Here is a 13,589-nt window from a genome sequence, read left to right as displayed (position 1 = left end):
GTGCAGGGTGGTCTTGTATGTCGAGGATTACACCGGTTCCGTTTTCGGCCTTGCCCGAGAGCCTGGCGACTGCCCTGGACCGAGGTCTGGCTTCGGGAATGCTCAGTTCGAGCGTGCCTGTCCAGGTCTGGGCGCACCGCCCGGCGATGGCGCAAGCATGGCTTTCATTGCTCGAGCAGTTTCATACCCAGAGTTTGCTGGGTGAGCGACTCAAAGAGCTGGTTCGCCTGAAGATCGCCAGTATTACTACCTGCAAAGCCTGTCAGCTGGCGAGAAAGTCGGATGAGGTGAGCGAAGACGATATCGCCTGCCTGGCGACAGACAGTGACCGTTTTTCGCCGCCCGAACAGGCCGCCCTGCGCTACGCCGAACTTTTCGCCGGTGACTATATGGCGTTGGATGACCAGCACTATGAAGCCTTGGCGGGCTTTTTCAGCCTGGCTGAAATCACCGAACTGAACATGTATTGCGCGCTGATGCTGGCCGGCGGCCGCATGACCTATGTCCAACAGGCCTATGAGGACTGATTATGAACACTGAACTGCAGCAGATCCCCCTGAAAAAAATGGACGGCACCAGCACCACGCTCGGCGAGTTCGAAGGCAAGGTGGTGCTTATCGTCAATGTGGCGTCCCGTTGCGGGCTCACACCCCAGTACTCAGCGCTTGAAAAACTATACCGGGAAAAGCAGGACGCGGGACTGGTGGTATTGGGTTTTCCCGCCAACGATTTTAAAGCGCAGGAGCCCGGCACCGATGAGGAAATCGCCAACTTTTGCAGCACCGAATATGACGTCACCTTTCCCTTGTTCTCGAAGATCAGCGTACATGGCGAACAGCAACATCCGCTCTACAAGGCGCTGACCGCCGCCGCGCCGGAAGCGATAGGTGAGGGTCCCATGCGTTCGAAGCTGGCGGGATATGGCATCGAGCCGAACGCCGCGCCGGAGGTGCTGTGGAATTTCGAGAAATTCCTGATGAACCGCGACGGTCAGGTCGTGGCGCGCTTTGCGCCGGACGTGGATATGAGCGAGCCCCAAGGGCTGACCGTTATCGACGAATGGTTGGCCCGTTGAAAAAACGGTTATTGAGCAATAAACCTAAAATAGTTCAAATTCTGCGCGTTCAGGCATAAGCTGGAAAGCGATGCCAGGAACAACAAGAGGATAGCGTCATGTCTGAACAGAACAAAAGCAACCTTGAACAGGTGTTCGCCGATGTGGCGAGCAATTATCAGGGTACCGATATTGACCTGCACGCGGCCTATGCCGAGATGCGCAAGAATAGCCCGGTGCTGGAAGGGAACTTCATGGAGCGCTTGGGCGTTCCGTCGATAGCGGGTGTAGACCCTGATCGCCCGTGCTTCACGTTGTTCAAATATGACGACGTTATGCGCGTCATGCGCGACGCCAACCAGTTTACCAGCGGGTTCATCGCAGAAGGACTGGGCGCTTTCTTTGATGGATTGATCCTGACCGCAATGGACGGCGATCAGCACAAGAACATGCGCAACCTGTTGCAACCTGTATTCATGCCGGACACTGTCAACCGCTGGAAGGAAGATCGCATCGACAAGGTCATTCGTGAGGAATTTCTGACTCCGATGGCGCCGCAGAAGGGTGCGGATCTGATGGATTTTGCGCTGTATTTCCCGATCCGGGTCATCTATTCGCTGATCGGCTTTCCCAACGACCAGCCGGAAAAAATAAAGCAGTACGCTGCCTGGGCACTGGCCATTCTTGCCGGTCCGCAAGTCGATCCGGCCAAGGCCCAGGCGGCCAAGAAAGCCGCCATGGAGGCGGTAGTTGCGCTCTATGATGCGATCAAGGTAGTGGTTGCCGAGCGCCGCGCCGAAGGTGGGGAAGGCGATGACCTGATCAGCCGCCTGATCCGCGCCGAATATGAAGGCCGCTCGCTTGATGACCATGAGATCACTACCTTCGTGCGTTCGCTGCTGCCTGCGGCGGGGGAGACCACTACCCGTACGTTCGGCACCTTGATGACGCTGCTGCTGGAAAACCCGGAACTGCTCGAACGCGTGCGCAACGACCGCAGCCTGGTGAACAAGGCGATCGACGAATCGATTCGTTTCGAACCTGTTGCGACGTTCAAGGTGCGCCAGACAGCGGAGGAAACCGAAATTCGCGGTGTCAAGATTCCCAAGGGGGCGATGGTGTCGTGCATCGTCAGCTCAGCCAACCGGGACGAGGAGTTCTTTGATAACGCCGATACCTTTGATATCGACCGTCGGCAGCGTCCGTCCTTCGGCTTTGGTTTCGGGCCGCACATGTGCATTGGCCAGTTCGTCGCCAAGACTGAAATCAACTGCGCCCTCAACGCGGTGCTGGACATGTTCCCGAATATCCGTCTCGATCCTTCCAAACCGGCCCCGGAAATTACCGGGGCGCAGCTCCGCGGTCCGCATAAATTGCACGTCCTTTGGGACTGAGTTAGCCGCACCAGTATCAAGCAGGGCTCGCTGAAAACCGGCCAGAGACCTGCTTGTTTCCTCGTCTCCAGCGAATCGAGGGAGGCAGCTTCAGGCAAGACCCCCCCGTGATAATCCAAAAAGATATAGACACAAATCAAAAATGTGTTTAAATCAACTCTGATCTGAACTAACATCGTAGAACAAACACAATCCGCGAACAGCGAAGGGGAATACACCATGAATCTCGAAGACCTCATCCTCGTCAGTGTGGACGACCATGCGATCGAGCCGCCGGACGCCTTCAAACACCACATGCCTGAAAAATTCAAAGGTCGTGAGCCGCACGTCGAAAAGCGTGGGGATCGTGATGTATGGGTATTTGAAGAAGAAGCTACCGGCTACATGGGCCTCAACTCTGTAGTGGGGCGTCCGAAGGAAGAATACGGGATGGAGCCGCTGGGTTACGACCAGATGCGTCGTGGTACCTGGGATGTGAAAGCGCGTGTCGATGACATGAACGCCAACGGCGTACTGGGCTCGCTGTGCTTCCCGACCTTCCCTGGTTTTGCCGGCCAGCGTTTCCAGACCCATGGCAACCGGGAAATCGCCCTGGCGGCGATCCAGGCCTACAACGACTGGCACCTGTACGATTGGTGCAATGCGATGCCGGGTCGATTCATTCCCCTGATGCTGGTGCCTTACTGGGATATGAAAGCCGCCGTCGCAGAGATCAAGCGTCTGTCTGCCCAGGGTGTGCACGCGCTGTCGTTTTCGGACAACCCTGCCCGCCTGGGTTATCCGTCTATTCACGACGAATACTGGGACCCGATGTGGAAGGCTTGTGCCGATAACAATGTGGTGATCTGTTGCCATATCGGTTCGGGCGGCAAAGCAGAACACGCTTCGGACCTGTCGCCTATCGACGCCTGGATCACTACCATGCCGATTTCGATCGCCAACGCGGCGGCCGACTGGATCTGGGCTCCCATGTGGAAAAAGTTTCCGACCCTGCGCATGGCTCTTTCAGAAGGCAGCATTGGCTGGGTACCTTATCTTCTTGAGCGGGCTGACTTTACTCACCGTCATCACAACGCCTGGACCAATGCGGACTTCGGCGGAAAAATGCCGAGTGACATCTTCTTCAAGCACTTCGTTACCTGCTTTATCGAGGACAACTTCGGATTGCAGAATCTCAAGTTCATGAACGAAGACATGGTTACCTGGGAAAGCGACTATCCGCATTCCGATTGCACCTGGCCGCATTCTCCCGAAACGACCTGGGCGCATCTGAAAAACCTGACCGACACACAGATCAATAAGGTTACCCACCTCAACGCCATGCGTGAGTTCTCTTATGATCCGTTCGCCGTCCTCGGTGGTCGTGAAAACTGCACAGTCGGCGCACTCCGCGCTCAGGCGACGCATGTCAGCACCGAGCCTGCTCTGGGTCTCGGCGGCGCCGAAGTCACGCGTAAAGATGGCAAGCCCGTCACCTCCGGCGACATCAATGCGATGTTTGAAAGTGCAGACGCCAAAACGGCCATCTGACGCTTGGACTAACGCCTTGCCTTGCCATCGGCCGCAGCCGGTGGTGAGGCGGGGGCCAACCAACAAACCTGCTTTCTGCATTGCTTCGAGCAGTTGAGGGTGTCTTGTTGATGAGTATTTCCCAATTTAACTACAGCACCATACCGCCAGAAGCCGAAGCGCTGCGTGCTGACGTCAGGGCGTTTATCGATCAGGCTCTGCAGGATTATCCGCCGGTCAAACGAGCCTATTCGTGGATGGGATTCGACGCCGAGTTCAGTCGCCTGCTCGGGCAGAAAGGCTGGCTGGGTATGGCGCTGCCAAAACGGTACGGCGGGGCAGAGGCATCACCCTTTGCACGCTATGTGATCATTGAAGAGCTGCTCGCTGCGGGTGCGCCGGTATCGGCCCACTGGATCGCTGATCGACAGAGCGCACCGCTGATCCTGCGCTTTGGCACCGAAGCTCAGAAGGAAAAATACCTGCCGCTGATATGCCGCGGCGAAAGCTATTTCTGTATCGGGATGAGCGAGCCGAACTCCGGATCCGATCTGGCATCCATCAAGTCCAGCGCCCAGCGCGTCGACAATGGCTGGCTGGTCAATGGTCAGAAGGTCTGGACCACCAATGCCCAGCATTCGCATTACATGATTGCGTTGCTGCGCACCGGTAACAAGGAAGAAAGCGGCCGCCACGGCGGCATGTCGCAGTTCATCATCGATCTGAGTCTGCCCGGCGTCACGATTCGGCCTATTGCCGATCTGGCGGGCGGTGAGCATTTCAATGAAGTGTTTCTGGATAACGTACGCCTGGACGCGGACGCCCTGGTGGGTGAAGAGGGCAACGGCTGGGGACAGGTGACTGCCGAGCTGGCATTCGAGCGCAGCGGCCCGGAGCGTTTTCTCAGCAGCATTGCGCTGCTGCACACGGCCATCAAAGCTATCGGCTCCAAGCCCGACGCGCTGCAGGCTCGAGAAATAGGGCGCATCTCCGCTCGATTGCTGACGCTGCGCAATATGTCGCTGGCGGTAACCAGGCAGTTGAGCGACGGTGAGAACCCGGCTTGGGCTGCCTCGTGCGTCAAGGATCTGGGTAATGTTTTCGAGCAGGATCTCCCGGAAATGCTGCAGGTGCTGGTTGAAGAACAACCCCAGGTGGGCGGCGGGTCCGATCACGCCCAGGTGCTTGCCTACCTGACCCAGATGGCGCCGTCTTTCTCATTGCGCGGGGGCACTCGCGAGATCCTTCGCGGGATCATTGCACGTGGATTGGGGCTCAGATAATGCGAGAACTTTTTGAATCGACAATAGAACGCTTACTGGGTGACATCGCCACGCCTGAATACATCCGCGCGGCTGAGTCCGGAGCCTGGTCCGCCGACCTCTGGAGTGCGTTGGAGGACAACGGCATCCTGCTGGCAGGGGCGCCAGAAGCTGCCGGCGGCGCAGAGGCCAGCTGGTCCGAGCTGTTTGTTATCGCCCGCGCCGCAGGCCGGTTTGCAGCGCCCGTTCCGCTGGTTGAAATGTTGCTGGGCAACTGGTTGTTGGAGAAGGCCGGTATTGGCGCCCGGAGCGGTGTGCTTACAGTCGCTACCGACTCTTGCTTGCAGTGGAACGGTGGCAGGATTTCCGGCGAGCTGCGTCAGGTGCCGTGGGGACGGCACGCCGAACTGGTGATTGCAATGGTGGGGGAGGGAGCTGAAAGCACTGTCCTGCTAGTGGAGCCGGCTGCAGCGGAAAACATCATACAGGGAACCAATATTGCCGGAGAGCCTCGCGATACGCTCCAGTTCGCCGCGGCGAACGTCGTGGCATCGGCGCCTTTGCCCGCCGGGCTCAGCGAGTCGGTCTTGCTTACCGGTGGCGCCATGTTGCGCTCCGCGCAGATGGCTGGTGCGTTGACCGCATTGATGGAACTCACCTCCGGGTACGCGGCGGATCGCAAGCAATTCGGGCGGCCCATTGCGGCATTCCAGGCGATCCAGCAGCAGCTGGCTGTACTGGCGGAGCAGACGGCCGCAGCGAACATTGCTGCCGAAGCCGCCTTCGTCGAATCCACCGACCACCTGGCTGCCTTCAGTATCGCTGCCGCCAAGGTAAGCACGGCCGAGGCGGCGAGTCTCGGAGCGGGGATAGGTCACTCAGTGCATGGCGCTATCGGCTTTACCCAGGAATACACGCTGCACCTGCTGACCCGTCGCTTGTGGGCATGGCGGGGTGAATACGGATCGTCGACGTTCTGGAGCAAGCTGCTCGGCGCGCACATCTGCGCCGCTGGCGCCCAGAACTTCTGGCCCGCCATTACTCATGCGCAGCAACAAGAGTTGATCGTCCCGCCACAAGGATCACATCTATGAGCGAGTTTCTACAGGTACAACGCAACGGCGGAGTAGCCGTGGTCAGGATGAATAGTCCTGAAACACGCAACGCCCTGTCCGAACCGTCCCAGATGCAGGAGTTTGTCGACCTCTGCCGCGATCTGCGACGCGACCAGAGCGTCAGGGTCATGGTCCTGACCGGTAACGGCAAAGCTTTTTGTGCGGGCGGCAATATCAAGGACATGCAGAATCGCGAGGGCATTTTTGCCGGCTCGCCATATGACCTGCGCGATACCTACCGCAACGGTATCCAGCAGATCCCGCTGGCGCTCTACGAACTGGATATCCCGATTATCGCTGCGGTGAACGGACCCGCTATTGGCGCGGGGCTTGATCTGGCGTGCATGTGTGATATCCGCATCGCCAGCGATAAAGCCCTGTTCGCTGAAAGCTTTGTGAAACTTGGCATTGTGCCGGGTGACGGCGGCGCCTGGTTGTTGCCGCGCATCATCGGCATTCCCAAGGCCAGCCTGATGGCTTTCACCGGGGACACCATTGATGCGGCCAAGGCGCTGGAGTGGGGCCTGGTTGAGCAGGTCTGCACGCCGGAGGCGCTAGAGTCGGAAGCGTTGGCGATGGCCGAGCGCATTGCCCGGAACCCGGGGCATGCTCTGCGTCTCTGCAAGCGCCTGCTGCGTGAAGGTCAGCACATGCGGTTGGACTCGTTGCTCGAGCTCTCGGCCGCCTATCAGTCTCTGGCTCACCACACTGAAGATCACCGCGAAGCGGTCAGTGCGTTTGTAGAGAAGCGCGAACCGAATTTCAACGACAAATAATGAGCCTGCTCAAAGGAGACCATCACGATGCGTAGCGTATTTCGTGAAGACCACAACATGTTCAGGGAACAGGCCCGTCGCTTTGTCGAGCGGGAAATCGTTCCGAATCTGCATGAATGGGAAAAAGCCGGGATTGTTCCCAAGGAAGTATGGCTGAAAGCCGGCGAAATGGGCTTGCTGTGTTCAACCGTGCCTGAGGAATACGGCGGTGCGGGCGGGGATTTTGGACATTCAGCCGTGATGATCGAAGAACTCGCACGCGCCAATGCCACGGCTGTGGGTTTTACTACCCATTCGGAAATCGTTGCGCCCTATGTGGTCGCCTATGGTTCCGAAGAGCAAAAACACAAATGGCTGCCCAAAATGGTCAGCGGCGAGATGATTGGCGTGATTGCCATGAGCGAGCCGGGAATCGGCAGCGACTTGCGCTCCATGCGCACCGTACTGCGCCAGGAAGGTGATGAATACGTAGTGTCTGGCCAGAAAACCTTTATCACCAACGGCGGCAACGCGGATCTGGTGGTGACGGCTACCAAACTGGACCCTGCGGGCAAGGATCTTACGTTGGTGTGTGTGGAAACCGACCGGGCCGGATTCTCCAAGGGCCGGTTGCTCGACAAGATCGGTCTGAAAGGCCAGGACACTGCCGAGCTGTTTTTCGACGACGTGCGTGTACCGGTGAGCAACCGGCTCGGCGAAGAAAACCGGGGATTCAAGTACCTTACCCATCAGCTTGCCTGGGAACGATTGATTATTGGGCTGCGCGCAGCACAGTCGATTGAAACCTTGCTTGAAGAAACAATCGCCTACACACGCGAGCGCAAGGTGTTCAGCAACACTGTGTTTGACTTCCAGAATACCCGGTTCAAGCTGGCCGAAGTGAAGGCCCAGGCGACCATGTTACGTGTCTTCGTCGACGATTGTCTGGAAAAGGTCATGGCTGGCGAGTTGACTGCCGATGTGGCGGCAATGGCAAAATTGCTCGGCTCGGAAATGCAAGGAAAGATGCTTGACGAGTTGCTCCAGCTTCATGGTGGCTACGGTTTCATGAGCGAGTACAAGATAGGGCGTGCCTGGGTTGATGCCCGCGTTGCGCGGATCTACGGTGGAACCTCGGAAATCATGAAGGAGATTATCAGCAGGAATCTTTGACGAGGCCTGGATCTTCAGATCTTGCCGCCCAAAACAAAAAGCAGGAGATAGGCTATGTTACTGATCTGTCGAAATGTTGTTCTGGTTGCCACGATGTTCCTGGTTGCCAATGTGTTTGGTCAGGGCATTCCGGAAGATCGCTACGCCGAAGAGGCGGATCGCGCAAAGTCGCTTTTGCGCAAAGCCGTCGACCACTATCAGGAGAATGGCGAAAAGGCCATCGCCGCGTTCAGTCGGCAAGGACAGTTCATTGATGACGAACTCTATGTCTATGTCATCGATACCGACGGCATCATGCTCGCCAGTGGTGGGCCCTCGGCCAATCTGATTGGGCGAGATGTCAGCCAGGCGCTGAACGACGACCTGAACAAGGGCTTCAAGGAAGCGCTGGCCCTGCCGCCAAGCGACACAATACATCATGCCGACTATCGTTGGCAGAACTGGCAGGATGGCCGCGAAGAGCGCAAGCGAGTCTTTTTTCAACGCGTTGATGGCAAGGTTTTTTCGGTGGGCTATTACATGCCCCGTTCAAGCGAAGGAGAAGCGAAAGCGCTGCTCAATCATGTCGTGGAGGCGGTGAAGGAAAATCCACAGCAGACCTTCGAGCGAATCAACAAGCTGGATGCTGAGTACCTTCGGGATGATCTTTACGCCTTTGTTGTTGATCGCGAAACTCAGCGCTTCATTGCCCATGGTTACAATCTGCGCCTGGTCGGCAGCGATTTTCGCAAGCTGCACTCCGCCGACCGACATCCAATTGGTAGCCAAATTCTGGAGGCCGCTGCGCAGAGCGGGAGCGGTCGTATTTCCTATCTGTGGCCCAATCCAGTAACCCGCAAGAATGAACCGAAAGTGACCCTGTTCGAGGCGACGGACAACTATATCGTTGCCGTGGGGTACTACCTGGACGAAGAACAGTAGCGAGGGTGCTGATATGCCTGATGCGCCCATAAAGTCCCGGCCAGCCGTTCTGATCACTGGCGGCGGTCAGCGCGTAGGTTTGCATTGCGCTCGCCGCCTGGTTGAGGATGGCTTCCAGGTGGTAATCAGCTGCCGCCGGCTGAGAGCGGAGTGGCAAACCACTCCGTTGCAGGGTATTGACGTCATCGTGGCTGATTTTTCAACCGTGGAAGGCATTGCAGAGTTCATAGCGGCAGTCGCGGCGAAGAGGTTACGTTTAAGAGCCATCATTCACAACGCCTCATTGTGGCTGGAAGACGAGGGGTTGACGCCCGAGCAGTTTCAGCAGATGTGCATGGTGCATATGCAGGCTCCCTACATGATCAATATGGCGGCTGCAGACTGGTTCGATTCAGGCCCGGCTGACATCATCCATATTACCGATCATGATGCGCTCGGGGGCAATGCTGATCACGTCGCCTATCTGGCCACCAAAGCCGGCCTGGAAAACATGACGCGATCCTTCGCTGCTCGTTTCGCGCCGGACATCAAGGTCAACAGTATCGCCCCTGCGCTGATCATGTTTAACGACAATGATAGTGAAGAGTTCAAGAAACATATCCTGTCCCGTTTGGCTCTTGGCGTCGAGCCAGGCCCCGAGGTGGTTTATCAAGCTGTGCGCTATGTGATGGGCAATCCCTATATAACCGGTACGTGCCAAGATCTGAACGGCGGCGGCATGCTCAAATTTGCTTAAGGAAACACAATGAGTACAGAGAATCTTGCTCTCCAGTATGAGGCGATTTTGCGCGGCATTGGGGAGGATCCGCAGCGGGGCGGGTTGGCAGGGACTCCGCTAAGAGCAGCCAAGGCCATGCAGTTTCTGTGCAAGGGCTATGAGCAATCGCTGGAAGAGATCGTCAATAATGCGCTGTTCGATGCCAAGGGTGACGAGATGGTGATCGTCAAGGATATCGAGCTCTACTCTCTTTGCGAGCATCATATGTTGCCGTTTGTCGGCAAGGCCCATGTTGCCTATATTCCCACCGGTAAGGTTATTGGTCTTTCCAAGGTGGCGCGCATTGTCGACATGTTTGCTCGACGTCTGCAGATACAGGAAAACCTGACTCGTCAGATCGCGGAGGCACTGCAGCAGGTGACTCAGGCTGAAGGGGTGGCCGTAGTGATAGAAGCCAAGCACATGTGCATGATGATGCGCGGGGTTGAAAAACAAAATTCCACTATGTTCACCTCGGTTATGCTGGGTGCTTTCCGTGAATCAGGTAACACTCGTCAGGAGTTCCTGCAACTGATTGGCCGGGGCTAACCGGCCCATCTTTGCTGAGATGTCAGGCGTCAGTAGAAATAGCTAAGTTTCCCCAGCGCTGCATTTCCTGTTTTCTCGAGGCTAACCGGGTTTCAGCCAGCCCGACGGCATCGGAACCCACTATAAAATGGAGTGGAGCTTCCGGATTCAATGCTAACTCGACTAAAGCCTGGCCAAGCTTCTCTGGTGATCCGGGTTGCTTATGGTTGTTGTTAGCAGATGATGAGCGAACTTTATCAGAGAATGTCTTATATTCGGGAAGGGGCTCGCTGCCAAAGTGAGCTGAACTATCGTCCAGAAAGTCCGTGCGGAAGGCACCGGGTGCGACCGAAGTAACCTTAATGCCAAAGCCTGCAACTTCCTGCGCCAAGGATTCTGAAAAACCAGCGACGGCAAATTTGGAGGCGCTATACACGCTAGCACCCGCGGAGACGGCGCTGGCATTGGAGCTTGCCAATGGCTTATCTCTGGAGGAAGCCGCCGAGAATCTCGGCATCATGCGTAACACTGCGCGGGCCCACCTCCGGGCAATCTTCTCCAAGACGGGGGTAAGGCGGCAGGCTGAGCTGGTGCGCGTCATGCTCAACAGTGTCGTATCCCTTGGCCAGGGCGGAATCTCCCCCTATCGTGGCAGCAATGCTTCGTTGATCAAACCTGAGGTCAAGCCGCTACGTCCGACGGGCTGATCCATATCATGACCCCGTGCGCGTCTGGTCCGAATTGACCATGCTCCAGCCGGCCTGTTCAGCAATCATATGGATCCCAGACGGAGGATCCATATGAACAAGGTCGCCTTTATCACCGGTGCCAGTCGCGGCATAGGTCGCGCAACTGCTCTCTCTTTTGCCCAACGGGGTTTCGATATCGTGCTCAGCGCACGAACGCTCGCCGAAGGTGAAAAACACGAACACGCCCTGACTACCGCCGAGGGTCTGCCGTTGGCTGGTAGTTTGCTGGAGACCGCCGCGTTGGTGGAGAAACTCGGGCGCAAGGCATGGACTATCCGGATGGATCTTCTCGATGCGGAGTCGGTACTGTCAGCCGCCGCGGCAGCGATAGACCAGGCTGGTCGAGTGGATGTGCTGGTCAATAATGCTGTGTATCAAGGCAAAGACCTCAACAGTGCGTTCATGGATCTTGGTCCTGACACCCTCGAGCGTGTCTATCAGGGCTACCTGCTTGCTCCATTCCTGCTAAGCCAGAGGATCGCCGCGCACATGTCCGAGCGCGGGGTTGGCGTGATCATCAATATCACATCGGGTGCCGGTGAAACCGATCCGCCGGTCGCCGCAGGCAAGGGCGGTTGGGGCTATGCCTACGGAGCAGGAAAGGCAGCCGTATCGCGGCTTTCTGGCATCATTACAACAGAACTGGGTAGCCAGGGCTTGCGGGCCTATACGGTGAATCCCGGAGTGGTGACGACCGAAGCGCTGAAAGCAACCATTGGCGAAAAAGGTGTCATCGCGCTGCGCAACGGCTCCGCTCCGCCCGATGTGCCGGCCGAGGTGATCTGCTGGCTTGCCTGTAAGGATGTCGAAGGCGCGCATCAGAAAAAGACGATCAACGCGCAGCCATTCGCGCTCAAGCAGGAAATCGTCGCAGATTGGCGAGCTTGATCAGCCGGTCGATGATCTAGTCCGAGTGGAGGATGAAGCAATCCGCTGGCTTGGCGACTATGTCCTACGTTGAATGTGGTTATACACGCCGCAGATGAATTGAAGCGAGGACATGGGCATGACACAAATGATAGATATAAAAACAGTCCCAACCACGGCGGAGTATCGCTATGCGCGTGGTTGGCATTGTCTTGGCGAAGCCGAAAAATACCGCGACGGCCAGATCCATACTCTGAATATCTTCGGGACACGCCTGCTGGCGTTTGCCACTGACGAAGGCCAGATCAGCGTGCTTGACGCACATTGTCCGCACATGGGCGCTGATCTGTCTACCGGTGAGCTGGTAAATGGCCGTATCGTCTGCCCGTTCCATCATTGGGAGTTCGAAGCCAGCGGTCGCTGTGCGTCGATTCCCTATTGCAAACGCGTGCCTCCGAAAGCCAAAACCCGCAAATGGCTGACCAAAGAGGTCAACCGCTTGTTGTTCGTATGGAACAACCCAGAAGGCAAAGCACCTGCGGAAGGCGTCGAAATACCGTACCTGCCTGAAATTGACAGTGATGAGTGGGATCATGATTGGCACCTTGATCTGATGATCATCGAGACCAATCCGCGGGAGCTGGTCGATAACCTGGCGGATGCGCAACATTTTGGTCCGGTCCATGGCACACCGACCAAATATTTTTCGAACGTCTTCGAAGGGCATATCGGTGAGCAGACATTCCATGGTGATTCAGAGCGTTTAGGTGGCGACCTGGTTGCCGAGTCGGCTTATCACGGTCCCGCTACGCACTTTACCCGTATGCGCGCTGAGTTTGACGGAATGACTGTTGAAAGCATCCTGCTGAACTGCCACGTGCCCATCACGCCGAACAGTTTCGAGCTGCGCTTTGGTGTACTGGTGAAGAAGATTCCGGGTTGGACCGAAGAGCAGAACCGGGACCTGGCTCTGCAATATGTTCAACAGAACCGCGAATCTTTTTACCAGGACGTGGATATCTGGAAAACCAAAGTGCGTATCGATAATCCGCTGCTCGCCGAGGGCGACGGTCCGGTCTATCAGCTACGCGAGTGGTACTCGCAGTTCTTCATGGACGAAGCGGACGTGCCCGCTTCACTGAAACAGCGTCAGGAAATCGTCACGGTAGATAAGTAGCGAACCTGGAAACGTCTGGTCTGACAGGTTCGCATCTGTCCGGCCGACGTTTCGTTCGTATTCTTATCAAGTGTACGGGCCAGGCAAACGGCGCGAATGTCTATCTGGCCCGCCCCTCCGAGGCCGCGCAGTCGCCTCTCCAGCAGATGTCGTTCCCCTCTCTTCCATTTACGCAGCGAGCCCGGACTGCCGGTGCCGTGCAATGACGACGCCGCCGGACGGTTTGTCAGTTGCCTCATATTGAACAAGCCGGCTCGTCCTTATGGACGATGCTGTATCCCTGACTGGATGGGCAAGCTAACCAACAAAGTACCGACCAGGAGAACAA

14 protein-coding genes and 1 pseudogene are annotated in these 13,589 nt (G+C 56.9%); 14 read left to right on the top strand and 1 reads right to left on the bottom strand.

The genetic code is table 11. The annotated features are described in order from the left end of the window. Positions 1-17 precede the first annotated feature (17 nt). From FZE95_RS08725 to folE, 11 genes are all read left to right on the top strand, one after another. Positions 18-527: a carboxymuconolactone decarboxylase family protein gene (locus FZE95_RS08725; RefSeq protein ID WP_150300471.1), complete on the top strand. Its 510-nt coding sequence runs from the start codon at positions 18-20 to the stop codon at positions 525-527. 2 nt (positions 528-529) lie between these two features. Beyond that, positions 530-1,075 (top strand): glutathione peroxidase, encoded by a 546-nt coding sequence (locus FZE95_RS08720; RefSeq protein ID WP_150300470.1) that lies wholly within the window; start codon positions 530-532, stop codon positions 1,073-1,075. A 98-nt stretch (positions 1,076-1,173) separates the two neighbouring features. Continuing rightward, complete coding sequence (locus FZE95_RS08715) at positions 1,174-2,448, top strand: cytochrome P450 (RefSeq protein ID WP_150300469.1); 1,275 nt, start codon at positions 1,174-1,176, stop codon at positions 2,446-2,448. Positions 2,449-2,667: 219 nt separating this feature from the next. After that, a complete protein-coding gene (locus FZE95_RS08710; protein WP_150300468.1) occupies positions 2,668-3,978 on the top strand; it encodes an amidohydrolase family protein in 1,311 nt (436 codons plus the stop codon). A gap of 110 nt (positions 3,979-4,088) precedes the next feature. Further along, positions 4,089-5,240, top strand: coding sequence for an acyl-CoA dehydrogenase family protein (locus FZE95_RS08705; RefSeq protein WP_150300467.1), 1,152 nt, complete (start codon positions 4,089-4,091; stop codon positions 5,238-5,240). Continuing rightward, a complete protein-coding gene (locus FZE95_RS08700; RefSeq protein ID WP_150300466.1) occupies positions 5,240-6,313 on the top strand; it encodes an acyl-CoA dehydrogenase family protein in 1,074 nt (357 codons plus the stop codon). Before FZE95_RS08705 ends, FZE95_RS08700 begins: the two co-directional genes overlap by 1 nt. Beyond that, positions 6,310-7,110 (top strand): crotonase/enoyl-CoA hydratase family protein, encoded by an 801-nt coding sequence (locus tag FZE95_RS08695; protein WP_150300465.1) that lies wholly within the window; start codon positions 6,310-6,312, stop codon positions 7,108-7,110. The genes FZE95_RS08700 and FZE95_RS08695 overlap by 4 nt, the downstream gene beginning before the upstream one ends. A gap of 27 nt (positions 7,111-7,137) precedes the next feature. Continuing rightward, entirely contained in the window at positions 7,138-8,262 is a 1,125-nt protein-coding gene (locus FZE95_RS08690; RefSeq protein ID WP_150300464.1) for an acyl-CoA dehydrogenase family protein, read from the top strand. Positions 8,263-8,316: 54 nt separating this feature from the next. Next, positions 8,317-9,183, top strand: a complete 867-nt coding sequence (locus tag FZE95_RS08685) for a cache domain-containing protein (RefSeq protein WP_223825010.1) — start codon at positions 8,317-8,319, stop codon at positions 9,181-9,183. A 13-nt stretch (positions 9,184-9,196) separates the two neighbouring features. Then, entirely contained in the window at positions 9,197-9,919 is a 723-nt protein-coding gene (gene folM / locus FZE95_RS08680) for a dihydromonapterin reductase (RefSeq protein ID WP_150300463.1), read from the top strand. 9 nt (positions 9,920-9,928) lie between these two features. After that, complete coding sequence (folE, locus tag FZE95_RS08675; protein WP_150300462.1) at positions 9,929-10,489, top strand: GTP cyclohydrolase I FolE; 561 nt, start codon at positions 9,929-9,931, stop codon at positions 10,487-10,489. A gap of 22 nt (positions 10,490-10,511) precedes the next feature. Here the strand turns inward: folE and FZE95_RS08670 are convergent, their stop codons facing one another. Beyond that, complete coding sequence (locus tag FZE95_RS08670; RefSeq protein WP_223825018.1) at positions 10,512-10,985, bottom strand: SDR family NAD(P)-dependent oxidoreductase; 474 nt, start codon at positions 10,983-10,985, stop codon at positions 10,512-10,514. Between FZE95_RS08670 and FZE95_RS19735 the strand changes: the two are divergent. From FZE95_RS19735 to FZE95_RS08660, 3 genes and pseudogenes are all read left to right on the top strand, one after another. Continuing rightward, positions 10,897-11,175, top strand: a pseudogene (locus FZE95_RS19735) (helix-turn-helix transcriptional regulator); the annotation flags it as partial. The gene FZE95_RS08670 and the pseudogene FZE95_RS19735 sit on opposite strands and share 89 nt — an antisense overlap. Before the next feature lie 93 nt (positions 11,176-11,268). Further along, the gene (locus FZE95_RS08665; protein WP_150300461.1) at positions 11,269-12,105 is read left to right on the top strand and encodes an SDR family NAD(P)-dependent oxidoreductase; all 837 of its coding nucleotides are present in this window, start codon (positions 11,269-11,271) and stop codon (positions 12,103-12,105) included. 118 nt (positions 12,106-12,223) lie between these two features. Then, on the top strand, positions 12,224-13,261 hold the full coding sequence (locus FZE95_RS08660; RefSeq protein ID WP_190324536.1) for a Rieske 2Fe-2S domain-containing protein: 1,038 nt from the start codon (positions 12,224-12,226) through the stop codon (positions 13,259-13,261). Positions 13,262-13,589 lie beyond the last annotated feature (328 nt).

Source organism: Pseudomonas profundi (genome assembly GCF_008638305.1).
Lineage (GTDB): Bacteria > Pseudomonadota > Gammaproteobacteria > Pseudomonadales > Pseudomonadaceae > Halopseudomonas > Halopseudomonas profundi.
Note: the sequence above shows the minus strand (reverse complement) of the source record. Positions and strands in the feature narration are given on the sequence as shown.

Bases quoted from the DNA above. Each gene is read 5' to 3' on its own strand.
- FZE95_RS08690 (WP_150300464.1), top strand. From the start codon at position 7,138: ATGCGTAGCGTATTTCGTGAAGACCACAACATGTTCAGGGAACAGGCC.
- FZE95_RS08725 (WP_150300471.1), top strand. From the start codon at position 18: ATGTCGAGGATTACACCGGTTCCGTTTTCGGCCTTGCCCGAGAGCCTG.
- FZE95_RS08685 (WP_223825010.1), top strand. From the start codon at position 8,317: ATGTTACTGATCTGTCGAAATGTTGTTCTGGTTGCCACGATGTTCCTG.
- FZE95_RS08660 (WP_190324536.1), top strand. From the start codon at position 12,224: ATGACACAAATGATAGATATAAAAACAGTCCCAACCACGGCGGAGTAT.
- FZE95_RS08720 (WP_150300470.1), top strand. From the start codon at position 530: ATGAACACTGAACTGCAGCAGATCCCCCTGAAAAAAATGGACGGCACC.
- folM (WP_150300463.1), top strand. From the start codon at position 9,197: ATGCCTGATGCGCCCATAAAGTCCCGGCCAGCCGTTCTGATCACTGGC.
- folE (WP_150300462.1), top strand. From the start codon at position 9,929: ATGAGTACAGAGAATCTTGCTCTCCAGTATGAGGCGATTTTGCGCGGC.
- FZE95_RS08695 (WP_150300465.1), top strand. From the start codon at position 6,310: ATGAGCGAGTTTCTACAGGTACAACGCAACGGCGGAGTAGCCGTGGTC.
- FZE95_RS08710 (WP_150300468.1), top strand. From the start codon at position 2,668: ATGAATCTCGAAGACCTCATCCTCGTCAGTGTGGACGACCATGCGATC.
- FZE95_RS08700 (WP_150300466.1), top strand. From the start codon at position 5,240: ATGCGAGAACTTTTTGAATCGACAATAGAACGCTTACTGGGTGACATC.
- FZE95_RS08715 (WP_150300469.1), top strand. From the start codon at position 1,174: ATGTCTGAACAGAACAAAAGCAACCTTGAACAGGTGTTCGCCGATGTG.
- FZE95_RS08705 (WP_150300467.1), top strand. From the start codon at position 4,089: ATGAGTATTTCCCAATTTAACTACAGCACCATACCGCCAGAAGCCGAA.
- FZE95_RS08665 (WP_150300461.1), top strand. From the start codon at position 11,269: ATGAACAAGGTCGCCTTTATCACCGGTGCCAGTCGCGGCATAGGTCGC.
- FZE95_RS08670 (WP_223825018.1), bottom strand. From the start codon at position 10,985: ATGCCGAGATTCTCGGCGGCTTCCTCCAGAGATAAGCCATTGGCAAGC.